Origin of the sequence: Paraclostridium bifermentans (assembly GCF_964259345.1) — a bacterium.
In the GTDB taxonomy this organism is placed as follows: Bacteria; Bacillota; Clostridia; order Peptostreptococcales; family Peptostreptococcaceae; genus Paraclostridium; species Paraclostridium bifermentans_B.
Genome location: NZ_CAXVJR010000006.1, coordinates 185616 through 210722 on the forward strand (window position 1 = coordinate 185616; position 25107 = coordinate 210722).

General features: G+C 27.6%; 19 protein-coding genes and 1 riboswitch. Of the genes, 12 read left to right on the forward strand and 7 right to left on the reverse strand.

Features of this window, described 5'->3' with window-relative positions; all coding sequences use genetic code 11:
• Nucleotides 1-44: 44 nt before the first annotated feature.
• The gene (locus ACEXNK_RS13275; protein ID WP_373599029.1) at nucleotides 45-341 is read right to left on the reverse strand and encodes a hypothetical protein; all 297 of its coding nucleotides are present in this window, start codon (nucleotides 339-341) and stop codon (nucleotides 45-47) included.
• Between the two features lie 235 nt (nucleotides 342-576).
• Between ACEXNK_RS13275 and ACEXNK_RS13280 the strand changes: the two genes are divergently transcribed.
• From ACEXNK_RS13280 to ACEXNK_RS13290, 3 genes are all read left to right on the forward strand, one after another.
• Nucleotides 577-1596, forward strand: a complete 1020-nt coding sequence (locus ACEXNK_RS13280) for a DUF4932 domain-containing protein (RefSeq protein ID WP_373599030.1) — start codon at nucleotides 577-579, stop codon at nucleotides 1594-1596.
• Between the two features lie 100 nt (nucleotides 1597-1696).
• On the forward strand, nucleotides 1697-2830 hold the full coding sequence (locus tag ACEXNK_RS13285) for a DUF975 family protein (protein ID WP_373599031.1): 1134 nt from the start codon (nucleotides 1697-1699) through the stop codon (nucleotides 2828-2830).
• Nucleotides 2817-3260: an HIT family protein gene (locus tag ACEXNK_RS13290; protein WP_373599032.1), complete on the forward strand. Its 444-nt coding sequence runs from the start codon at nucleotides 2817-2819 to the stop codon at nucleotides 3258-3260. Before ACEXNK_RS13285 ends, ACEXNK_RS13290 begins: the two co-directional genes overlap by 14 nt.
• Before the next feature lie 68 nt (nucleotides 3261-3328).
• On the opposite strand, the gene ACEXNK_RS13295 is transcribed toward ACEXNK_RS13290, so the two are convergent.
• Nucleotides 3329-3937, reverse strand: a complete 609-nt coding sequence (locus ACEXNK_RS13295; protein ID WP_373599033.1) for a DedA family protein — start codon at nucleotides 3935-3937, stop codon at nucleotides 3329-3331.
• 93 nt (nucleotides 3938-4030) lie between these two features.
• A complete protein-coding gene (locus ACEXNK_RS13300; protein WP_373599034.1) occupies nucleotides 4031-4900 on the reverse strand; it encodes a C39 family peptidase in 870 nt (289 codons plus the stop codon).
• A gap of 188 nt (nucleotides 4901-5088) precedes the next feature.
• On the opposite strand from ACEXNK_RS13300, the gene ACEXNK_RS13305 reads away from it, so the two are divergent.
• The 3 genes from ACEXNK_RS13305 to ACEXNK_RS13315 are packed head-to-tail and all read left to right on the forward strand — an operon-like array spanning nucleotide 5089 to nucleotide 7798.
• Nucleotides 5089-6507 (forward strand): sensor histidine kinase, encoded by a 1419-nt coding sequence (locus ACEXNK_RS13305; protein WP_373599035.1) that lies wholly within the window; start codon nucleotides 5089-5091, stop codon nucleotides 6505-6507.
• Nucleotides 6500-7129, forward strand: coding sequence for a hypothetical protein (locus tag ACEXNK_RS13310; protein ID WP_373599036.1), 630 nt, complete (start codon nucleotides 6500-6502; stop codon nucleotides 7127-7129). The genes ACEXNK_RS13305 and ACEXNK_RS13310 overlap by 8 nt, the downstream gene beginning before the upstream one ends.
• A gap of 18 nt (nucleotides 7130-7147) precedes the next feature.
• Entirely contained in the window at nucleotides 7148-7798 is a 651-nt protein-coding gene (locus ACEXNK_RS13315) for a response regulator transcription factor (protein ID WP_373599037.1), read from the forward strand.
• Between the two features lie 34 nt (nucleotides 7799-7832).
• Here the strand turns inward: ACEXNK_RS13315 and ACEXNK_RS13320 are convergent, their stop codons facing one another.
• Nucleotides 7833-8660 (reverse strand): Cof-type HAD-IIB family hydrolase, encoded by an 828-nt coding sequence (locus tag ACEXNK_RS13320; RefSeq protein ID WP_373599038.1) that lies wholly within the window; start codon nucleotides 8658-8660, stop codon nucleotides 7833-7835.
• A gap of 274 nt (nucleotides 8661-8934) precedes the next feature.
• Here ACEXNK_RS13320 and hdcA point away from each other — a divergent pair, with 274 nt between their 5' ends.
• A complete protein-coding gene (hdcA, locus tag ACEXNK_RS13325) occupies nucleotides 8935-9897 on the forward strand; it encodes a histidine decarboxylase, pyruvoyl type (protein WP_373599039.1) in 963 nt (320 codons plus the stop codon).
• Between the two features lie 92 nt (nucleotides 9898-9989).
• The gene (locus tag ACEXNK_RS13330) at nucleotides 9990-11462 is read left to right on the forward strand and encodes a basic amino acid/polyamine antiporter (RefSeq protein WP_373599040.1); all 1473 of its coding nucleotides are present in this window, start codon (nucleotides 9990-9992) and stop codon (nucleotides 11460-11462) included.
• A 64-nt stretch (nucleotides 11463-11526) separates the two neighbouring features.
• Here the strand turns inward: ACEXNK_RS13330 and ACEXNK_RS13335 are convergent, their stop codons facing one another.
• Both ACEXNK_RS13335 and ACEXNK_RS13340 read right to left on the reverse strand, forming a co-directional pair.
• On the reverse strand, nucleotides 11527-12999 hold the full coding sequence (locus tag ACEXNK_RS13335) for an amino acid permease (RefSeq protein ID WP_373599041.1): 1473 nt from the start codon (nucleotides 12997-12999) through the stop codon (nucleotides 11527-11529).
• A 190-nt stretch (nucleotides 13000-13189) separates the two neighbouring features.
• Nucleotides 13190-13360, reverse strand: a riboswitch (Lysine riboswitch).
• Nucleotides 13361-13447: 87 nt separating this feature from the next.
• A complete protein-coding gene (locus ACEXNK_RS13340) occupies nucleotides 13448-16642 on the reverse strand; it encodes a collagenase (RefSeq protein WP_373599042.1) in 3195 nt (1064 codons plus the stop codon).
• 200 nt (nucleotides 16643-16842) lie between these two features.
• Between ACEXNK_RS13340 and ACEXNK_RS13345 the strand changes: the two genes are divergently transcribed.
• From ACEXNK_RS13345 to dhaK, 4 genes are all read left to right on the forward strand, one after another.
• Nucleotides 16843-17907: an endonuclease/exonuclease/phosphatase family protein gene (locus ACEXNK_RS13345; protein ID WP_373599043.1), complete on the forward strand. Its 1065-nt coding sequence runs from the start codon at nucleotides 16843-16845 to the stop codon at nucleotides 17905-17907.
• A gap of 116 nt (nucleotides 17908-18023) precedes the next feature.
• Complete coding sequence (locus ACEXNK_RS13350; RefSeq protein ID WP_373599044.1) at nucleotides 18024-19064, forward strand: PocR ligand-binding domain-containing protein; 1041 nt, start codon at nucleotides 18024-18026, stop codon at nucleotides 19062-19064.
• 195 nt (nucleotides 19065-19259) lie between these two features.
• Nucleotides 19260-20396 (forward strand): glycerol dehydrogenase, encoded by a 1137-nt coding sequence (locus ACEXNK_RS13355; protein WP_373599045.1) that lies wholly within the window; start codon nucleotides 19260-19262, stop codon nucleotides 20394-20396.
• A gap of 2 nt (nucleotides 20397-20398) precedes the next feature.
• Nucleotides 20399-22156 (forward strand): dihydroxyacetone kinase subunit DhaK, encoded by a 1758-nt coding sequence (gene dhaK, locus ACEXNK_RS13360; RefSeq protein ID WP_373599046.1) that lies wholly within the window; start codon nucleotides 20399-20401, stop codon nucleotides 22154-22156.
• An 85-nt stretch (nucleotides 22157-22241) separates the two neighbouring features.
• On the opposite strand, the gene adhE is transcribed toward dhaK, so the two are convergent.
• Nucleotides 22242-24896 (reverse strand): bifunctional acetaldehyde-CoA/alcohol dehydrogenase, encoded by a 2655-nt coding sequence (adhE, locus tag ACEXNK_RS13365; protein ID WP_445013609.1) that lies wholly within the window; start codon nucleotides 24894-24896, stop codon nucleotides 22242-22244.
• Nucleotides 24897-25107: the final 211 nt, after the last annotated feature.

Consider the following 25107-nt stretch of genomic DNA (forward strand, 5'->3'; position numbering starts at 1 on the left):
CTCTAATAAACTAGAGATAGTAGTATTTTTTACTATATACACTATTAATAAGGATAGTAGTAATGATAAGGTAACAAAGATATAGCAGCTAAAGCTAGGAGAGGAAATCTTCTACGTCTAAATCGTCTATATCTTTTACGAGGTCTTCTTCCGTTGCATTTGTCATCATAAAATACATCTTCCCCGACTAAAACTACTATGTTATCTTCATCAAGATCAACTATAATACCATCAAAGATGCTATCATCTTTCATTCTTAGGATAACATGGTAGTTTAACAAATCTTCACACTTATCATATAAAGAGTTACAACTTTTTCTACTACATTTATTTAAGCTCATTAAAATTAATCTCCTTTTTATCATCATAATAATTTATTAAAATCTAAATATCTTTCTTCAAAAATAAAAAAGGTATATACATGATACTGTAGTAACTAAATTAATAAGGTTAATTTAGTTACTATTAATTTAACTAACACTTTTTAAAGAAGGATATATTTTATCTCTATGATTTTAATAGAAAAATAGTGTTTAAATATGATATATATATTAAAAAATTGAAAGGAAAAAAATTATGAAAGTTTATAGAAAAATAAATGTAGAACTTAATTTAGCATTAGAATTAATTAGTATTATCTTATATAAAAGTAAACACAATCAAATTTGTAAGGATATGATAGGATTTTCACCTATAGTAGAAAACACTGATTATACTAGAGCTATAGATTTATACTTTAATAAATTTGAAAATCACAAAGTTTATAAAAAAATAGAAGAAATGACAAAGGTAGGATTTTTTCTAGTAAGGCCTATTGAAATTGCATTATCTATAGATAACTTAGATTCATTTAAATTCAAATATGATCTAAGTGAAACTTGTATAGCTTTTAGTGGGGGTATAGATAACATAAATGATTTAATAAGCTTAATTATCGATTTTAAAAATGAAATAAATTTTGAAAAATTCATACCAACAATATATGATAAGTACAAAGAAATATTAATAGCAGTAAAAAGTAATTTAAACAAATATCCATTTATAGAAGAATTTGAAAATTTCTATGGAAAATCAGCTAATAGCTATAATCTTATAATACATAATTTAAATAGAGGAAATTTTGGAATTAACTTTGAAAGTAAAAAAGGGAATATAGATATTTTTATAGTTTTAGAGTTTTTAAATAAGAATAATATGGCTAAATTCAATTTAGATTCTAGATATATAAATACTATATTTCATGAGCTAAGTCATCCAATTATAAATCCATTAACTAAAACTAATATGAGTAAGTTAAAGAAATATGAAAGTAGCTATGAAGATTTGAAAAAATATAAAACAAATATAGCTGGGTATGGAGATTTTGAAGAATGTATTAATGAACATATAATTAGAGCATTTTCTAATTTAATGACTAGAAAATATTGTGGAGATTATTATGCTGATAAACATATAAAAAGAGATTATGACTTAGGATATAGGTATATACTAAAGCTTATAGAAAAATTAGAGTATTATGAAAAAAATAGAGATAAGTATTTTAATATAGAAGATTTTTATGAAGAACTTATATCAGTATTTGCCACAAAACTTTAAAAAATAAGATAACCTGTAAACTTAATGTAACCTAAATATATGATAAAGTTATATATAATTTATTATAACGATGAAATAAAAATAATAGGGGGTAAAGATTATGACCAGGGGAGAAATAAGAGCACAAATAAAATCAGATGCCAAAAGACAATTAGCTGCAAATAATAAAGTTATGATTTTAGCTAATTTATTTATATCTATTTTAATTACAATACCAACATTAATAATAGATAATGTTACTACATCATATGTAGCATACATTTTGCTACTTACAATACCAATATTTATAGGAACACCATTAACAATAGGATTTTATTATATGTCTATAAATTGTGTAAGAGGAGAAAAAATACAATTTAAAGATATTTTCAAAATAAAAGATAGATTAGATAAAATTTATCTAGTAACTTTAATTCAATATATTATAATGGCTGTTTTAACAATACCTCTTGCGGTAATTCCTATAGCTTTAGCTAAAGATAATTTTTTTGCAATAGTTATGATGCAATCAATAATACTTATAGCTAACACATTTTTTATGATAATATTTGCACAGGTAGAATATATTGTTGCTGATAAAAAAGATATAAGTAGTATAGAGGCGATAAAAAAATCTATTATAATGATGAAAGGACATGCTATAGACTACATAATTCTTAATTTAAGTTTAATAGGATGGATATTACTAGTAGGATTTACATTTGGGATTGCATATATATGGGTAGGACCTTACATACAGTTAGTTTATACAAACTTTTATGAATATGTTAAAAGTGATAAGCTTGATACTTACAAGAAAAGTAAAAGAAATAATGTGGCTATAGGAATAATAATAGGAATTTTATTATGTGGATACGTAGTTGCAGAACAAAATATAAAAGAAGTGCTTTTAACACCGAAAGTAGTTAAGAATGTTTTAAAAGAGAATGATTTAAAATTAATAAGTTCAGATGAATCAATTGAATATTATATTTCAGCTGAAGAAAGTGAAGCTTATAATATAGATATAGATCATGAAAATTTAATAAAATATACAGTTAGAGTTAAAAATCATAAACTAGACTCTAAAAAAGGCGATGATATAGATTCAACAATAGTATATATAATTGCTGATAATGACAAAGTATTAGGTGTAAGTTGTGAACCATACGAATCTACTACAATAATAAATGGATATAATCCAATTCCAGGTAAATACGATTTAAATGGAGGGTTATTAAATGATAAAAAATAATGAATGTTTAGGATGTAAGTTATCTAATAATAATCTGAAAATATATACAGTATATGAAAATGACTATGTAAACTGTATTTTAGATTATCAACCATTTAATGATGGACATACATTGATTTTACCTAAACACCATTATAAAGAGAATTATGAATTAGATATTAATACTTATAAGGCGATAATGGATGCATCTGTAATAATATCTAAAGCAATAAATAAAGTTTATAAACCTGATGGAATTACAATATGTCAAAATGGAGGAGTGTTTAGTGAGTTAAATCACTACCATATGCATGTTGTTCCAAGATATATAAATCAAGAATTTGCAAATTTTTATAAAGAAGATGGAGTATTTGAAGAAAAATCAGATGAGTATTTTGAAGAAGAGATGATAAAGTTAAAAGAAGCTATATGTGATATATTAAGAAAATAAGCATTAAACTAAAAATAGGTTAAAATTAGATTTTATCTAATTTTAACCTATTTTTACGTTCAGTAAAATTATAGTGAATTTTTTTTAGAACGTCTAGATTTTATGAAAGAATATAAACCTATGACAAGTATTATTAAAGGAACTATAAGTAACATATATTTTTTTATAAGTTCACTAATTAAACTATGATTTACGGTAACTATAGTTCCTAACTTAATCAACATAAAATCCCATATAGTCATACCTAAAGCAGAAAAAAATAAAAATTTACTAAGTTTCATATTTATCAAAGGTGCAATTATAGATGTAACAGTTCTTGCTGCTGGAGCTGTTCTTGATAAAAATACTCCTATATATCTATATTTATATAAAAATTTTTCGGATTTTTTAGCGGAAGTTTCAAATTTAGGAAATTTCTTTTCTAAATCCTCCACAAAGTTTTTAAGTATATACTTACTTACTAAAAACATAATTAAAGAACCTGTGGTTCCACCAAGAACGGCTACTAAAGTAAGTAAAAATATATTTTGATTATTACTTTTAGCAAGCGCACCCACAAAGGGTAATACAATTTCTATTGGGACTGGAATACATAGATATTCAAGCATACTAGCAAAGAAAACACTAATCACACCATATTTTAATATGAAAAACTTAGTTATAGATAAAATGCTCATAATTATAACTTCCAATCTAACATATAATAATTATTCATACCCTAAATCAAAAGGAAAAAACATAACTAAAATATAGACTAATATATATGGATTTTACATTTTACTTATCTCCCATAGGTTTCTACTTTCTTTAAGAAAGACATCTATATTCCAAGTTTTTGAAGAATTAAATTTGCTATTAGGATCATTAATTTTAATTCTACCATCATTATCCACTCCGGTTAAAACAAGAAAATGTCCAGAGGATGTGAATGTACCGGGACCTACAGTTACAATCACAGGGTTACCTCTTTTTAAAGATGATAAAATAGATGATTTACTCAACGGAATCTCCTTACTTTTTAGTCCAAAATAAGAGGCCCCTTTGGATATAAGTTGCCAACTAGAACCAACACCATTTACATAAAAACTATTTTTAAATGAATAATCAGCAACAGTTTTTGGGGTTACAGTAGTATTGCCTGTAAGTCCAACTGCCACCATAGCTAAAGATGTAGGAGCACAGCCATTTAAAGCGATAAAGTTATTTCCATATTTATCATATCCCCAACGCTCATCCCACTGTAAAAATAAAGGAATTTTTCCAGGAACATAATCTTTTTCAATAGATACGGATTTATTAATATTTGAAATGTTTTTAGGGTAGTTAGTTACAAAATTAAGAGTTTCTTTATTCTTGGATGCTAGTTCAAGCAACTCAGAAGGATATGCATCTAAATTACTTAAAATAGCATCTACTTCTGGATTTGAGTAAGAAATATTGACTAAATCCTTAATTACGGAACTTTTAGAACTCATAACCATTTTTTCATCATCAGATAATGTGGTTTTGTTAGATGTATATGCCTTTGTAGAATTTAAATTTGCATAAGTAATATATATTAATCCTAAGATTAATAATGTTAATAGCAGAAAAACAATATTTTTAAATTTTTTATTATATAAAAGTCTTATATATTTCATAAATTTCCTCCTTTTTACTAATTTCTATAACTTATTATAAAAAGGAGATTAATACTCATTGTAACCTAGATGTAAAATAGTTGTAAAAATAAATTATTAATTAAAAGATAATACTTAAGATATAGTATTATTAATTAAGTAAAACTATGTAGAATATAAAAAATATATAAAAGAGGAGAATCTATGTAATGAAAATATGGAAAAAGATATTTGTTTATTCTATAACTTTATTTATAGTTTTATTTAATGGAGCTGGAATAGCTATTATACAAAACATATATAATAGAAACTTAGATAATGCAATAGTAGCAGCTATAAATGAACAAAAAAGTATAAAAAATTCTATATATATAAATTTAGACTCAATAGATTCAAACAATAGTAACAGCTTTTGGATGCTTTTGAAAAACTATATATATGGAGATGTTTCAAAAATAGAAAATATAGAAGTATTTAATGATAAGAACGAAGTTATTATTAATGATGTAGATATGAATATCGATTATGAGCGATTAGAATTAAATACGACAGATATAGATGAAAGTAAGTTTATAATTAGGAATGTAGACAATAAAAATTTAATATTTGTTAGTTCTGCAATAAAAATTGATAAAGATATTTATAAGTTAGTTATAACTAAAGATATAAGCTTTTTAAATGAAGAAAGAATTAAAAATTATGAGATATTCATAGTACTAAGTGGATTAGTAACAATACTTTTAGCTATAGGAATGTATATAATATCAAAGAACATAACAAATCCTATAGAAGAACTTACTGAAGTTTCAAATAGTATAACAAAAGGGGATTATACTAAAAGATCAAGTTATAAAAATAATGATGAAATAGGAATTTTGTCTAAAAATTTTAATGCTATGATGCAAGAAATTGAAGACAAAATAGATGAATTAAAAAATATAAATAATCAAAAGCAAAGATTTATAGATAATTTGACACATGAGATGAAAACTCCAATTACATCTATAATAGGATATTCAGATTTATTACTAAAAGGAAATATAAGTGAGAGTATTAAATTAAAAGCTCTTGATTACATAAATTCTCAAGGTAAGAGATTGGAAAATATGAGTTCATCACTTATAAAGTTAATCATGGTTCAAAATAATGACAATATAAAAGATGTGTTTTTTATAAAAGATGTGGTTAGTGAAACTATAAAAGGATTAAATTATAAAATAGATAAAAATGAAATAGATATTAAAATAGATTTGAAAAATGAAAGAGTAATAGGTGATAAGCAATTAATAGTATTATTAATTACAAATATTTTAGACAATTCTATAAAGGCTTCTGAAAAAGGTTCATATATATATATTAGGGGAGCTATAAAAAATTTAGACAAATATGAACTGCAAATAATAGATGAGGGGTTTGGGATATCAGAAATTGATTTAAAGAAAGTAAGAGAGCCTTTTTATATGGTTGATAAATCAAGATCTAAATCAACAAACAATCTTGGATTAGGACTTGCTATATGTCAGGAAATTTGTATAGCTAATGATATTGAATTTGATATAGAAAGTGAAATTAATAGAGGAACTAAAGTTACATTAACATTTAAAATGGAGAAAATTAAGCATGAATAATAAATTGAGAAATATATTTGTTTTAAGTTTAATTGTTATAGGAATAAGTATTTTATTAAACATACCATTTAATAGATATAAAAATAATATTCTTTATTCAGAAAAAGATCTATCTAGTTCTAATGTTATAGATTCAAATAATAAGGATTATGTAACTCGTGAAGAAGCCGTTTCAAAGACTTTAAAAGTTTTTGAAAATGGATTTAAAATTGATTTAGATAGAGAAAATCTTTATGAAAATATAGATTTAAACAAAAATGAAGATAAATATGAATGGAGTATATTATTATATGAAAATGATGGATTAGATAGTATTAGAGATTATTATTGCAGTATTAGTGCTGATAGTGGAGAAATATATAACATAGGGATTTATGAATACAAGAAAATACAAAATTATAAAGAAAACAAGGCATTAAATATCAATAAAGCTAAGGAAATAATTCAACCTTTAGCACATGAATTAAATATTAATATAGGTGATAGTTATTTTGATTATAGCTATAGCAGTGGAGTAAGAGTTATATGCAAGGATAATAAAAATAAATCTATTAGTTATCGGTTTGATATAGATTATGATAATGAAAAAATTATAGCTTTTAGAAAATCTATAAAACATTAAGTATATTTGGAGGAAATTATGAACGTATTAGTGGTAGAAGATGATGTGGCGATAAGAGACTTAATTGATATAAATCTTAGTATATCGGGGTATAAAGTATTAACAGCTAAAGATGGAGAAGAAGCAAAATTAATGTTTGATGATAATGACATAGATATAGTATTATTAGATGTTATGTTACCGAAAGTAGATGGGTTTGAATTAATAGGATATATAAAGCAAAAAGACATACCAGTTATATTCTTGACTGCTAAAAATTCAGTGGTAGATAAAGTAAAAGGGCTTAGATTAGGGGCTGATGATTATATAGTTAAACCATTTGAAAGTATTGAACTTTTAGCTAGAATTGAATCTGTAGCTAGAAGATATAATAAGAATATAAATATAATAAAAGTAAATGATATGGAAGTTAATATAGAACATAGAACAGTTAAAGTAGATAATAAATTTATTGAATTAACTTTAAAAGAATTTGATTTACTTATTTTATTTTTAAGAAATAAAAATATAGCTTTATCAAGAGAACAAATACTAGATAAAGTATGGGGATTTGATTATATGGGAGAGACTAGAACTATTGATATGCATGTACAAAGATTAAGAGATAAATTAAATTTAAAAAACAATATAAAAACTGTATTTAAAGTAGGATATAGATTTGAAGATTAAAAATAGAGTATTTATAAATACTCTATTTTTATATTTAATCTAAAATAAACTTTTCTATTGCTTTAGAAACACCGGAATTAGTATTTGTATCAGTTATATATTGAGCACAAGCTTTTACTGTATCTATAGCATTACCCATAGCTACACCGATTCCTGCATATTTTATCATTGATAAATCATTTTCGCTATCACCTATACACATAACTTCATCACTTTTTATATTAAGATACTCAGCAAGATAAGCAACAGCATCACCTTTAGAGCTACCTTTTTTCATAACTTCAAAATTATCATCCCAAGAAGAAACTATTTCAAGCTCTGGATTTAAATTTTTTAATTCATTTTTAGCTTGCATTAATTTACTCGTATTAAACTTTTCAACGCAAACTCCTTTTAATAGTTCATTTGGATATAAACTACATGCATCTTCTATACTATTTAACACTTCTAATCTTATTTTTTCATTATCTTTTAATCTATTATTTAAAATTTTATAAATATGATTATCAGGAAGCTCTGAAGTTGATATAATTCCAAAGTTCGCAGTTAGATAAGAAAATAGGTTATATTTATTTGTTATTTTTAAGAAATCAAAAACCTCGTTTTGAGTTAATGGATTATTATAAATAACCTCGCCATTAACACCACCTATAAAAGCTCCATTAGATGCTATTATTGGAGTTTTTAAACCTATTTCATTAGAATATAACTTAGCGCAGTTATAAACTCTACCAGTTGTAATAGCAACATGAACACCTTTGTTTACAGCCATTTGTATAGCTAATTTATCTTTTTCAGATATATTTTGTTGATTTATTAAAAGCGTTCCATCCATATCTATACATATTAGTTTTATAGTCATTTAAAATTCCTTCTTTCATAGTAAAGTATTTCTATGTCAATATTATAATCTTTAAAAAGAAATAAGTTAAATAGTAAAAATAGATAATAATTATAGGAAAATTTTATAGTATGTCATATATACGTATTATAAATAGTTGAACTTAAATAATATACAAGTTGATACAAAGTTTTTATATTTCTAAATATAAAGAAATAAACATTTTCGGGTTTGGGCATTTAGTAAAGGGTATACTAATTTACATGCAACAAAAAAATTAAGGAGGTATTTTAAGATGAACAAAAATCTTGAAGAAAAAAGAAATAGAACCATAGGGGTAGGGCCTAATAAGGTAAGAAAAGTGAGAGCTGCTAAAGTTGATAAAACAGCCATTAGTCCATACAATCGTTACTGTGATGGATATGGAATGCCAGGAGCATATGGTAATGGATATGTTTCAGTACTTACAGTGTCAGTTGGAACTGTAGAAAAAACAGATGACTTTTTATTAGATGGTATAGTTTCATATGACAGAGCAGAAATAAATGATGCTTATGTTGGACAAATTAATATGCTAACTGCATCTTCTTTCTGTGGAATAGCTGGACAAGTTTGGGGATATGATTTAGCAGCACATGAATCTATAGTTACTGAAGAACAACAACCATTATTTGATGTAGAACAATTTGATGGAACACCTCTTCATGTATATGATGCAAAACCTTTATTAGAAGCAGGTATAGAGTTATTTGGTACAGAAAAAAATAGACGTTTTACAACAGCGCCAGGAGCTCATGTAATATGTGCAAATAAAAGTGTTACATCATATAGACCGAAAGAAAATAGACCTTTCAATGATGGAGAAGCTTATGGAGTTTGGTCATTTATAGCAATATCATTATCAAACGATAGAGATAGCTGTGCTGATTTATTTATAGAAGATGCTGGACTTTGGACAAAAAATGATAATGAAGAAGACTTAAAAGCATTTCTAGAAGAACATAGAAAAGCAGTAGTTTGGTCAGTTAAAGAATGTGGTAAAGATTCTCATGTCGTATTTGATAGAACTTATGTAGGATTTGCATATACAATAATGAAACCAGGAGAAATAGGAAATGCATTAACATGTGCACCATATGTAACTCTTGCAAGAGATGCAGTACCTAGTACAGGATTCTCAAGTTTAAATCAAATGACACTTAACAACTGGTTAGATGAAATGGAATTTAAGCCTTTAACAGAGTGTACTCAAGGGTAAGAGTTTAAGTACGTTTTGTTAAGGGATTAAATAGCAAAATGCACTTAAAGCTAAGGTATTTCATAAAAATAAATGAAATTTAGGAGGCTATTATGAGCGATAAAGCTAGTAGTAAAAAGGACGATAATAGCACTAAAAAGCTTGGTGTAGTTGCTTTAGCCGGAGTTGTAATAAGTGCTATGTTAGGTGGAGGTGTTTATAATCTACCACAAAATATGGCTCAACATGCATCAGCAGGTGCAATTTTAATTGCATGGATAATAACAGGGATAGGTATGTGGTTTATTGCCAATACTTTTAGAATTCTTGCGGCTGCTAGACCAGAAGTAAAAACTGGTATATATGCATATGGAGAGCTTGGATTTGGCAAGTTTACAGGTTTTTTAATGGCATGGGGTTATTGGATATGCAACTCTTTTGCTAATGTAGGATATGCAGTACTATTAATGGATTCACTTAATTATTTCTTTCCATCATATTTTACAGGAGGGAATAATTGGTTATCAATCGTTTGTGGATCTATAGTGCTATGGATTATATATTTTGCAGTTTTATCTGGAGTTAAACAAGCTTCATTTTTAAATATTATAGGGACTATAGGTAAGTTAGTTCCTTTAGCTATATTTTTATTAGTATTGGCTATATCATTTAAGGCTTCACTTTTCTTCACAGATTTCTGGGGCTTAAAAACTGTAGCATCAGTACACGACAGTGCTCTTGGAGGATTGTTACCTCAGGTTAAAAGTACAATGCTTGTAACTTTATGGGTATTTACAGGTATAGAAGGAGCTGTAGTTGTATCAGGAAGAGCTAAATCTCAAAAAGATGTTGGAAAAGCTACATTTTTAGGCTTTTTAATTTGCTTACTATTATACACTGCACTTTCATTACTTCCACTTGGAGTAGTTCCTCAAGGAACAGTTTCAAAAATGGCTCCACCATCAACAGCAGCAGTGTTAATGGCAGTAATGGGTAAATGGGGAAGCATTATAATGAATATCGGTGTAATTATAGCTATATTAAGTTCTTGGCTTATATGGACAGTTATGCTTTCAGAACTTCCATTTGCAGCTGCTAAAGGAGGAACATTCCCTAAAATATTTACAAAAGAAAATAAAAATGAAGCACCATCATTTTCATTACTTGCATCAACTATAGTAATGCAAATAATATTAATATGTGTTCACTTTACAGGAAATGCATGGAATATGATGTTGAGTATAACTAGTGTAATGGCATTACCTTGCTATATAGCATCAACTTTATATTTATATAAAATAGCTTCAAAAGATAGCACATATCCTAAGATATTTGCAAGTCGTACTTATGCAGTAGTTACTGCTATGTTAGGGACTATATATGGATTATGGTTAATTTATGCAGCTGGACTTGAATATTTATTAATATCTCTTGTAATATATGCAATAGGTATTCCAGTATTCAAAAAAGCTAGAAAAGAAACTGAACCTAATAAGCCTGAGTTTACAAAAATTGAAAGATATGCAGCTATTGCTTTAGTAATACTAGGGGTAATAGGTTTAATATATTTATTTAAATTTATGTAGAGGGGAAATTTCTATATAAATTAAAAAATAGCTAGATTAAATTTAATTTAATCTAGCTATTTTTTTAGTTTAATTCAGATATTTCTTTTTCTATTTCATTAAAATCTTTTTTAGTATCATCATGATAAGTTAAATCAACATCGTCTAAAGAAATAACTTTTGTTTTATGCTTAACTTTATATCCTATGTATAAACCAAGGAATAAAGGTATACCAATATAAGAAGCTATTAACCCATTCCAATCAACACCTGTAGGTTTTATACAAGAATAACCTTGACCTAGTATAATAACAAAACACATTAAAAGTGCTAATATAGGTCCAAATGGATACCATTTAGCTTTAAATTTTAATTCAGATAAATCATGACCTTGGTGTATAAAGGCCTTTCTAAATCTATAGTGGCAAATTGCTATTCCTACCCAAGCTATAAAACCAGCAAGTCCAGATGCAGCAACTAACCAAACATAAACAGTGCTTTCTGCAAATACTCCTGTTAAGAAACATGCAGAAGCTACTAATGTAGTTAAAATTAATGCATTTACAGGAACACCTCTATTATTAGTTTTAGCAAATATTTTAGGAGCAAGACCTTCTTTTGCCATTGAATGAAGCATTCTTGTTGAAGCATACATTCCTGAATTTCCAGCTGATAATACAGAAGTTAATATAACTGCATTCATAAATGATGCAGCACCAGCTATACCAGCTTTTTCAAATACCATAGTAAAAGGACTTTCTGAAACACCTGCTTGTGTAAATGGTATTATAGCTCCTAAGACAATTATAGTACCTAAATAAAATATTAATATTCTCCAAAAGATTGATTTTATAGCTTTTGGTATAGTTTTTTCAGGATTTTCACTTTCTCCAGCAGCAACTCCTATAAGTTCTGTACCTTGGAAAGAGAAGCCTGCAACTAAGAATATTGCAAATATAGATTTAACTCCACCATGGAAAGGTCCATCAGCTATAAAGTAGTTATGGAAACCTATCTCGTCAGATCCCATTATTCCAAGAATCATTAAAACTCCTATTACTAGAAATACAATTACAGTAACAACTTTTATACCAGCAAACCAATACTCAGATTCACCGTATGCTTTTGATGATAAAAAGTTTAATCCAACGATTATTCCAAGGAATAATATACTCCAATAAAAACCTGGAATATTTGGGAACCAATATTTCATAACTAAAGATCCTGCAACCATTTCAGCAGCTATTGTTATAGCCCAGTTATACCAATAGTTCCATCCAAGAGCAAAACCTAAAGCTGGATCTATGAATTTAGTTGCATAAGAACTAAATGAACCAGATATAGGCATGTAAGTTGCCATTTCACCTAAACTAGTTATTAAGAAATAAACCATAACACCTATAAGTCCATAAGCAACTAATGCACCCCCTGGACCTGCTTGGTGAAGGGTATCTCCCATTGCTAAAAATATACCCGTTCCTATAGAACCACCTAAAGCTATCATATTTAAATGTCTAGCTTTTAAACCTCTTTTCAATTCTTGATTTTGATCACTCATTTTTAATTATCCTCCTAATGGTGCTAATTATAAAATAAGTAACTAAGATAATAAAAAATTCATAACAATAAAAAATTCGTTTCGCTTGATTAACTAAAAATAGTTTTTTAAAGCGCAAAAAAGCCATGAGACTATACTCATGACTTTATACGAACGTAATATGCAATACTATGCATATACTGTATATTTCATTGAAAATAGCACTCCACATAAATGTGACAGTCTTATATATATTTTATATAAGCCCAGCAAATAGTATTAAAGCTATTAACTATTTACTTCGGCGAAAATTCCTTTCATATTACTTCATCGAGCTTACCTCCATAATAATACTCTTAATCTTCGCGCCTCTATCTCAGTTATTTATTTAATGTATACAATTATAAAGCATATTTAAAATAAGTCAATAAAAATATATATAATTGTAAATTTAAATATTTTCTGATATTTATAATAAATTTAGTTTATAACTTCCTTCAGAATTACTATCATATGAGTAAACATATATGTAGTAAGTTCCTTTTTTAAGTGAACAAGTAGATTCTAAGTTACTTCCGTTAGCTTTTGCATAGTCTATATAATTAGATAAATCATCAGTAGAGTAAAGTAGCCAGTTAACTCCTAGATTTTTTTTATTTTCTAAAACTATTTTTAAATCAGTTTCTTTATCTAATGTAAATTTATAAATATCTGTAGTATCATCTTTACTAATAGAGCTACTTATAATATTTTTAAGGTTTATAGGCATTGCACTTTCATATGAATCGTTTTTTTCTATTTCATTAACAGTAGTATCATGTATTTGATTAGAAGATGTTTGTTCTTTTTTATTTATATTACCTTCAACATTTAAATCATAACTATCAGGACTTGCATTTCTATCAAATCTATAAACATTAATATAATATCTTCCTGGCTTTAAGTTCATACTTCCTTTAAGTTCATTATTAATTAAATCAGGGAACATTAAATAGTTTGATGTATTTTTAGCATCGTAAACTAACCATGAAACATTATCAAAATTAGTATTTTTTAAACTTATACTAACTTCGCCTTCTTTAGTAACATCAAAATAGAATGAATCAGCTATATCACCTTTAGACAAAATTCCTTTAACTGTTGTATTTGAGCGGTTTATTTCATTTGAAGTACTAAATCTGTTATTATCTTCAACTTCATTAATTACTAGTTCTTTGTTCTTATTTACTATTTCAATTTGTTTTGAAGTAGTAGTTATTTTTCCAAAATTATCAGTTACAGAAAGAGTTACTGTATAAACTCCATTTTTATTAAAAGTATGTTTAGGGTTTATATCTGTAGATTTATTTCCATCTCCAAAATCCCAATTATAGCTTACTATTTTTCCGTCTGGGTCTTTTGAATTAGAACCATTAAATTCAATAGTTTCACCTGCGTAATTTCTTGTCTTAGAAACTATGTTAGCTACTGGACTTAGGTCAAAGTCTTGTTCACTTTTACTATTCGGGTCAGTATTTAAAATACCGTGTATTACAACTTCGTATTGGTAATTTCCATTGCTATCAACTTTATGATTTTTAAAGTAAGCAGTTAAAGTTTTATAACCTAACCAATTTCTCTTAGCTAATTCTTTCAGTGTATTATCTAAACTAGAATTCATATTGCTCCAGTCTGAGTTTTCACCTTTACTTTGAGTACCAGTGTAAGTACCAGTTAAAGTAAAAGTATCAAAGAATTGAGAATGGTGCTTTTGAATATTAGCATTTTTTAAGTTAGCAGTTGCAGTTATTTCAGAATATAACTCTCCTGGGTTTTTGTAACCATGTCTAACTGTATAGTAATCAGATACAAGTGGAGTACCTATATTTTTGTCATTATTTACTAATTCATTTATATAGCTCTTGTAATTAGTATTTAAACTATCTTTATTAGATAAGTTACTTATATAGTTTTTATATCCATTTATATCGTTATTTTTTATGTAATTAGATAATGATTTAAATGCTTCTGGATTAGAGTTATATAAATAAGAAGAAAAAGCACATCCATAATTATAAAAATTCCACCCACCATATGAAGAATGTAAAAGGTCTTTAAGTTCCATAGGATCATTGTATTTTAAATTTCTAACTATTGAACTTCTAGGTTTAACACCGTCTGTTCTAGTTGAACCAGCAAAAAACTCTGCACTACCTTCTTCATACCAAGTAAGCTCATTATTTTTATAGAAATTACCTTCACCCCACATACCATTTACTAAATATCTTCCTTGAAGATAATGAGTAAATTCATGACGAAATAATTCTTCTAATGTATAAATACTTTCTTCAGGAGTTCTTTCATATGTGAAGAAAGTTCCTGTTTTTTCTATATATATACCTCCATTATCAGTATTACATCCATATAATTTTTGATTTAACTTATATTCAGTTGGAGAATTGTAAATAACAACAGTTAAAATATCATCTGGATTGTTAGATTCTAACGGAGTATCATTTTGAATTAACCTCATAAATTGAGCCTTAACTTCTTTAGATGCCCAATACATTCTTTTGATTTTTTCAGCTGAGACTTTATCTCCAGCTTTAACAATGAATTTACCATCATCAAAAGTATAAGTATTAGATAAATATTTATTTTTAGCATCTTCCTTAATATCATTAAAATTGATTATTTTACCATTGTAGTCTTTATGGTTAAAGTTTTTATCAATAGCTTGAGCAGCCTCTAAATATTGATATGATAAATAAGAATACTTATTCATTGCATTTGTTAAAGCTCTTTGACTTTCATTTGCATTAGATTTAAATTTGCTTAATATTCCTGTGTAGTATAATGCATTATTAACTATATATTCATTACTTTCATTGATTTTATCTGAATCTGTGATACATAATTTTTCTAAGCTAGTTATAAAGGGGTCTATGTTTTTATAAAAACTATTAGTGCTTAAGTTTTCGTCTTCTACACTATATTCATAATTAACAACTTGATTAACTCCATTTAATAGACTATATACAGCACTTGATTTATCTTGTTGAAGAGAATATGTACTAAAATTTTCACTAAAATCAGTCAAAATTTTAGATAGACTATTAATGACATCGCTACTTGCAGAAGAATTACCTATAAATTTTCCTACACTGTTAATTAATTCATTTTGGCTTTTAGAACCAAGTTTAAAGTTTTTGTTATTGATAATTGAAGAAAGAGCTTTATTAGGTTTAGCTTTATACTTATCAGTTCTATATAAAGCAAGTTCGTTATGATATGCACCTATATAATATCCAGCACGAATAACTTCTATAAGATTACAAACCTCTCTAGTATCATCTTTAGTATAATTATGACTAGATATTTCTAGTGCATCGATAAGTTTATCTAAACGGTTAGTATTAGAATAAAACTCTATAGTATCTTTGTTAAACTTGAAAAATTCATTGAAATTGAAATCTGTTGATGTTTTAATGAATTTTATCAGAGTATCATAATCTAATTTATTTAGATAGCTGATAGTATAGTTTTTTTCAATAGAATTATTTATAGGAGTAGATGATTCTAAAGCAGATACAGGAAATGAGTAATTCGAAATAATTACTGATGAAATAGATAAAATAATTAAAGATTTTTTTATAAAGTTTTTGTTTCTAAATGTTTTTGTCATAAATACCTCCAAATGTAAAATTTTATATAAAAACAAACACTTCATAGATGATACACTAATTAAGCTAAATTTTCCACAATATGGAATGTAACTTCTATTATAAAAAGTTAATTTAATTACTTTCAATCTATATGCAAACTAAAATAGATTTGGTATATTAGGAGTGGGATAACGTTAACATAACAGAAAAGGGGAATAGAATGATTAAAAAAAATATATTCAAAATAATATTAGGAATTGTAGTTACAGTAATATTAATTCTTGGAGGCTATTTATTGTTTATGATAGCTACAGATTATAAACCAGAAAGTGAAATCACTATAGATGTAGAGGACAATCAAAGTAAAAAAGTAGCTATTGGGGAAGATGTATCTATAACTACTTTAAATACAGGCTATGCTGGAACTGATAAGGATATAGATTTCTTTATGGATGGAGGAACTATGTCTAAGGCTATAAGTAAAGATAGAGTACATGAAGATTTAAATGGAATGATAGATGAAATGAAAAAACTAAATTCGGATATTTACTTTTTACAAGAAGTAGACAAGGAATCAACAAGAAGTTTTAATATTGATCAATATGAAGCATACAAAAATAACTTTAAAGATTATGGTATTATGTTTGCTATAAACTATAAAGTACCATGGGTTCCAGTTCCTATAAGTGATCCACATGGAAAAGTTTTAGCTGGACTTACTACTATGTCTAAATATTACATAAAAGAATCTACTAGATATGATTTACCAGGAAAAGAAAGTTTCATAAGGCAACTAGCTGAATTAGATAGATGTATAATGGTAAGTAGAACTCCTGTTGAAAATGGAAAAGAACTAGTTCTTGTAAATGCTCATTTGTCAGCTTATGATAAAGGTGGAAAAGTAAGATTACAACAACTAGATTTTATAGAAGATTTTTTAAACGAGGAATCTTCTAAAGGAAATTATGTAGTTTTAGGTGGCGATTTTAATCAACAAATTCCAGGAACTGATTATAAAAATTTTGAAACTACACAAAAAAAACCAGCATGGTTACAAGATATACCTAGTGATTTTAATCCAAATGGATTTAGATGGATAGCTGATGAATCAATACCAACTTCTAGAACAATGGATATCAAATACAAGAAAGGTGAAAATTTACTATCAATTATAGATGGATTTTTAGTTTCAGATAATATAGATGTAACAAGTGTAAAAGGAACTAATTTAGAATTTAAATATACAGATCATAATCCAGTTACTATTAACTTTAAATTAAAATAATATATAAAAGATATACAAAATATTTATATTTTGTATATCTTTTTTTATGGAAATGAGAATTATATGATAAAATTATTATAATAATTAGAAAAATTACTTTTAAAGGAGCTCAAAAAGTGAGAAATGATAATTTAAGTTTGCAAAAAATCATAGACTTTAGAAAATGGGATACACTTCAAGATTATCTTTCGCTAGTAACGAAGATGGCTATAGTTATAGTAGATTACAAAGGAAACCCTGTAACAAAGCATAGTGGATGCCATAAGTTTTGTGAAGCAGTAAGATCTGATCCAAAAGTGGCTAGGTATTGTCATAAGTGTGATTCAAGAGGGGGATTAGAGGCAGTAAGAATGAATAAACCATATATTTATTTATGTCATTATAATATAGTAGATGTTGCTATACCTATAATAATAGATGATAAATATATAGGGGCTATTATGGCTGGACAAGTAAAATTATCAGATTCTAACTGTTGTGAAACTTTAGAACAAATAGTAAAAGTATCAAACAAAAATATAAGAGAATATAATATATCGGACGATTTAAAAGAATACTATGAAGCTTTGCCAGTTTTATCATATGATGAGGTAAACGATATTTCAAATATGTTGTTTTGTATGTCTAGCTATATTGTTGAAGAAGCTTTAGATAAAAATTTAATTTTAGAAATGTATGAAAAAGCCATAAAGAGTGAAGATGAAGTTAATGCAAAGAATTTTAAGGGATATAGTATAAAAAATATTAGACACGTACAAAAAGAAATGTCTAATGCAATTATAAATAGTTGCATATCACAACAAGATGATATAGAGGGAGAAAGTTTATCTATAAGCAAGACTTTAAAACCTGCAATAGAATACATATATAATCATAAAAGTGAAAATATATCTATGGAAGATATGGCGAACTTATGCCATGTAAGTACTAGTTATTTTAGTAGATTGTTTTCAAAAGAAATAGGCGAGAAGTTTTCTACATATATACCAAAATTAAAGATGAAATGGGCTAAAAGTTTATTAGAAGAAACGGATATGCATATAAATGAGATTAGTGAAGAACTTGGATTTAGTGAATCTGGATACTTTATAAAAATATTTAAAAAACATGAAGGTGTAACACCAGCTATATATAGAAAGCATTGTAAGAAGCATTAATAAAATAAGATTATATACTGTTAAAAAAATTACGAAAAGTAGAAAGATTACAATTTTACTATATTAGTTAAAAAAATTACGGTTTTGAATTGTAATTTTTCAACATATTACTCCAATGAAATTTTATGAAAACGATATTATAATAAAAATAACTTAAAAAATATAGTATTTGTAAAATACGAAGGAGAGATTAATATGAGAAAAGCATTTATATGTCCAACAAAATATGTACAAGGTCAAGATGAATTATTAAATTTAGGTTATTTTGTTAAAGTATTTGGAGATTCAGCGTTATTAATTGCTCATAAAGATGATATACAACGTGTTAAAAATAAATTAGATATAACAGCAAAAAAATTCGATATAAAATTTATAGAAAGTAACTTCCAAGGGGAATGTTCAAGAGAAGAAGTGGCTAGATTACAAGAAATAGCTAAAAATAATAAATGTTCTTGTACAATTGGACTTGGAGGAGGAAAAGCAATAGACACAGCTAAATGTGTTGCTGAAGGAGAAAATCTGATAATAGTACCGACTATAGCAGCTACTGATGCACCAACAAGCCATTCAGCAGTATTATATACACCAGAAGGTGAATTTGATGACTATGCATACTTTAAGCAAAGTCCTAGTGTAGTATTAGTAGATACAACAGTTATAGCTAAAGCACCAACTCGTTTTTTAGTTTCAGGAATGGGAGATGCGTTATCAACATATTTCGAAGCAAGAGCTACATCAAATTCATTTACTAAAGTAAATGCAGGGTTACCTTGTGGAGTTAGAGAAGGTAGATGTGAAGAAGCTATAGGAACTAATGCAGCATTAGCGCTTGCTAAATTATGTTATGAAACACTGCTAAAAGATGGTGTTAAAGCTAAAAAATCATGTGATTGTAATTTAGTAACTCAGGCATTAGAAAATATTATAGAAACAAATATACTTTTATCAGGGTTAGGATTTGAAAGTGGAGGATTAGCAGCGGCACATGCTATACATGATGGATTAACAATGTTAGAAGGAACACATAAATACTTCCATGGAGAAAAGGTAGCATTTGGAACAATAGCTCAATTAGTATTAGAAAACGCTCCAACAGAAGAGATAAATGAAGTTCTAGATTTCTGTTTAGAAATAGGATTACCAGTATGTTTAGAAGATATAGGTGTAGATAGTATTACAGAAGAAGAAGCTTTAGCAGTAGCAGAAAAAGCTTGTATTCCAGAAGAATCTATATATGCTATGCCATTTCCTATAGATATAGAATCTGTAGCTGCATGTATTATAACAGCTGATAAGATAGGAAAAGAATATAAAAATAATAGAGGGATGTAAATATGAAAAAAATAATAAATAGACCAGAAGATATAGTTATGCAAATGTGTAATGGAATAGCTATGGCACATCCAGAACTTGAATTTGTAAAAAAATATAAAGTAATAAAAAGAAAAGATATAAATAAAAATAAAGTTAGTTTAATAAGTGGTGGTGGAAGTGGTCATGAACCAGCACATGCAGGTTTTGTAGGATATGGAATGCTAGATGCTGCTGTTTGTGGAGACGTATTCGCATCACCATCTCAGATACAAGTTTATCAAGCTATAAAATCTACAGCTAGTGAAAAAGGAACTTTACTAATAATAAAAAATTATAGTGGAGACATGATGAACTTTAAAAACGCTGCTCATTTAGCAAGTGAAGATGGAATAAAAGTGGATTATATAAAAGTAGAAGATGATATAGCTGTTGAAGATAGTTTATATACTGTAGGAAGACGTGGAGTTGCAGGTACTGTATTAGTTCATAAAATAGCTGGAGCAGCAGCAGAAAAAGGAATGGAATTAGACGAAGTAAAAAGAATAGCTCAAAAAGCTGCTGATAGTGTTCGTAGTTTAGGGTTTGCACTTACATCTTGTACAGTTCCAGCAAAAGGTACACCAACTTTTGAATTAGGAGAAGATGAAATTGAGTTTGGAGTTGGAATACACGGAGAACCAGGAATAAGAAGAGAAAAGTTAACTTCAGCAGATGAACTATCAAAAAAAATGGTAGATGCAATATTAAAGGATATGAAGATTGGAGAATCTAATGAAGAAGTAGCTTTAATGATAAATGGATTTGGAGGAACTCCATTACAAGAATTATATCTATTTAATAATTCAGTAACTCGCGAGTTAGCTAATAGAAATATTAAGATTTCAAGAGTATTTGTTGGAAATTATATGACTAGTATAGATATGGAAGGAGCATCTATATCTATAATGAAGTTAGATGAAGAATTAAAGACTCTACTTTCACAAGTAAGTGAAGCTCCAGGATTTAAAGTATCAGGTCCAGTTGAAGCTATAGAGTATGTAGATATAAATGAAAATAATACAGACATAGAAAATGTATGTTTTAAAGTTGAAACTGATGAGAAGTTTTCAAATATAGAAGATAACAAATTAACTATAAATAATATGATGTATATAGTAGATAAGATGAGTGAAATTATAATAAAAAATGAAGTTCCATTCTGTGAATTAGATTCTCATGCTGGAGATGGAGATTTTGGTATGAGTGTTGCAAAAGGATTTAAACAGTTAAAAAGAGAGTGGAGAGATATAGTTAAAAATGAAGATTTAACTATTGGTAAGTTTTTAGATGATTGTTCAATGGTAATCATGGAACATTGTGGAGGAGCATCAGGTCCTATATGGGGTTCTGCATTTAGAGCTGCAGGAAGATTTATAGGAGATAAAAAAGAAATGACAATTTCTGATTTTGCAAAAATGATGCAAGCTGCAGTTAATGGAATACAAGCTACAGGGGAAAGATCTTTTGGTAGAGGAGCTGTAGTAGGAGATAAAACTTTAATAGATGCATTAGTTCCATGTGCAAATTCATGGGAAGTTAGTGCAAAAGAAAATGATAGTTTCAAATTAGCATTTGAAAAAGGTGCAAAAGAAGCTGTAAAAGGAGCTAAAGCAACTGAGCAAATAGTAGCTCGTATGGGTAGAGCAGGAACTGTCGGAGATAGAAGTTTAGGATATCCAGATGCAGGAGCTTATGGATTAGGTGTTATCTTCACTGAAATTGCAAATAGTTTAAAATAATATAAAGCCATAAAGTTTCATTTAAAATAAATTAAGAGTGTAACTATCTTAAAAAGATAGTTACACTCTTTTTAATATATATATGTTAATTTCCGTAATAAACGTTTAAATACATTTCTTTTATTTCACTCATTAATGGATATCTAGGGTTAGCTCCAGTACATTGATCATCGAATGCTTGCTCTACCATGTCATCTAGAGTTTCTAAAAATTTATTTTCATCTATACCCCAGTCTTTTATAGTTTTAGGAATACCAACTTTTTCTTTTAATTCATTTATTTTATCTAATAATCCATTGAATTTTTCTTCATCACTATTTCCATTTATTCCTATAAATGAAGCTATTTCAGCATATCTGCTTAAAGCTTGAGGATATCTATATTGAGGGAAAGTTCCCATCTTTATAGGAGCTTCAGCAGCATTAAACTTAAGAACTTCATTTATTAAAAGTGCATTAGCAACACCATGAGGTATATGATGGAAAGCACCTAATTTATGAGCCATAGAATGACAAACACCTAGGAAGGCATTAGCAAATGCCATACCTGCCATAGTTGAAGCATTAGCCATTTTTTCTCTAGATTCAGGGTCGTTAGGACCATTATTATAAGCTCTTGGAAGGCATTCAAATATGCTTTTTATTGATTGAAGAGCAAGACCATTAGTATAGTCTGTTGCAAGCATAGAAACATAAGCTTCCAAAGAGTGAGTTAGAGCATCTATACCAGATGCAGCTGTTAATCCTTTTGGCATGTTCATCATTAAATCAGCATCTATTATAGCCATATTAGGCATTAATTGATAATCAGCAAGAGGATATTTAATACCTGTATCTTGATCTGTTATAACTGCAAATGGAGTTACTTCAGAACCTGTACCTGCTGAAGTTGGGATAGCAACAAAATAAGCTTTTTCACCCATTGTAGGGAATTCATAAACTCTTTTTCTTATATCCATAAATCTCATAGCAAGATCATTAAAATCTACTTCTGGGTGTTCATACATAGTCCACATTATTTTTCCTGCATCCATAGAACTACCGCCACCAACTGCTATTATTATATCTGGGTTAAAGTCTGCCATAGCTTTAGCACCTTCTTTTGCAGTAGCTAAAGTAGGATCAGGAGCAACATCGTAGAATGTATGATGTTTAATACCCATTTCATCTAATAAACTAGTTATTGGTTTTGTATATCCATTTTGATAAAGGAAAGTATCAGTTACTATAAATGCTCTTTTCTTATTTAATACATGTTTAACTTCTTTTAATGCAACACCTAGACATCCTTTTTTGAAATAAACTTTTTCTGGAGCTCTAAACCAAAGCATATTTTCTCTCCTCTCAGCAACAGTTTTTATATTAATTAGATGCTTAACTCCAACATTTTCAGATACAGAGTTGTTACCCCAAGAACCACATCCAAGAGTTAAAGATGGCTCTAATTTGAAGTTGTATAAGTCACCTATACCACCGTGAGAAGAAGGTGTATTAACTAAAACTCTACAAGTTTTCATAGCTACTTTAAACTTATTAAGTTTTTCAGATTGAGTTATAGTATTTATATATATAGAAGATGTATGACCAAAACCACCATCAGCTATTAACTGACTAGCTTTAGAGACAGCATCATCAAAGTTTTCAGCTTTATACATTGCAAGAACAGGAGATAATTTTTCATGTGCAAAAGGTTCAGAAAGCTCAACTGATTCAACCTCGCCAAGTAATATTTTACTTTCTTTAGGAACTGTAATTCCTGCAAGTTCAGCTATTTTATAAGCGGGTTGACCAACTATACTAGCATTTAATCCTCCATTTGGGTTTAATAATATAGCTCTAACTTTCTCAGTTTCATCAATATTAAGAAGATAAGCACCACGTTTTACAAATTCATTTTTAACATTTTCATATATTGACTTTAATACAATAATAGATTGCTCAGAAGCACAAATCATACCATTATCAAAAGTTTTAGAAACTAAAACTGAGTTTACAGCAGTTTCTATATCGCAACTATCATCCATTATAGCTGGAGTATTTCCAGGACCAACACCTATAGCTGGTTTACCAGAAGAGTATGCTGACTTAACCATACCTGGTCCGCCTGTAGCAAGTATTATATCTGCTTTTTCCATTATATCTGTAGTCATTTCAAGTGAAGGTTCATCTATCCAACCAATTATTCCCTCAGGAGCACCAGCTTTAACTGCCGCTTCAAGTACAACTCTAGCAGCTTCAACAGTACATTTTTTAGCTTTTGGATGTGGAGATATTATAATTCCATTTCTAGTTTTTAAAGCTAGTAATGTTTTGAATATAGCTGTTGATGTTGGGTTAGTTGTAGGTATAACTGCAGCTATAACCCCTAAAGGTTCTGCAATTTTTGTTATACCAAAAGCTGGATCTTCTTTTATAACACCACACGTTTTAGTATTTTTATATGCGTTGTATATATATTCAGAAGCAAAATGATTTTTTATAACTTTATCTTCAACTATACCCATTCCAGTTTCCTTAGTTGCCAACTTAGCTAAAGGAATTCTTTGTTGATTTGCAGCTATAGATGCAGCTAAAAATATTTTATCAACTTGTTCTTGTGTATATGTGGCAAATACTTCTTGAGCTTTTTTTATTTCTTCTAGTTTTATTGCTAAAGAATTTGGATTATCTACTATGCTAGGGCTAACTTTTAAAACATCATTATTTATACTGTTATCTACAGTATTTTCTTGAACTTGCATTACTATCTCCCCCTTAAAATAAAGAAATTTAATATAAGAAAATTTAATTTAAATGATTATATAAGTATTTTATTAATATAAATGTAAATAAATTACTTATAATATTTATAAAATGAGAAAAATTAATAAAAATGTTTATTTTAAATTTTTAAATCTATAACCTGCGTTACATACTTAAACTTAGTTTGTGGATATAATAAGTTTATAAATC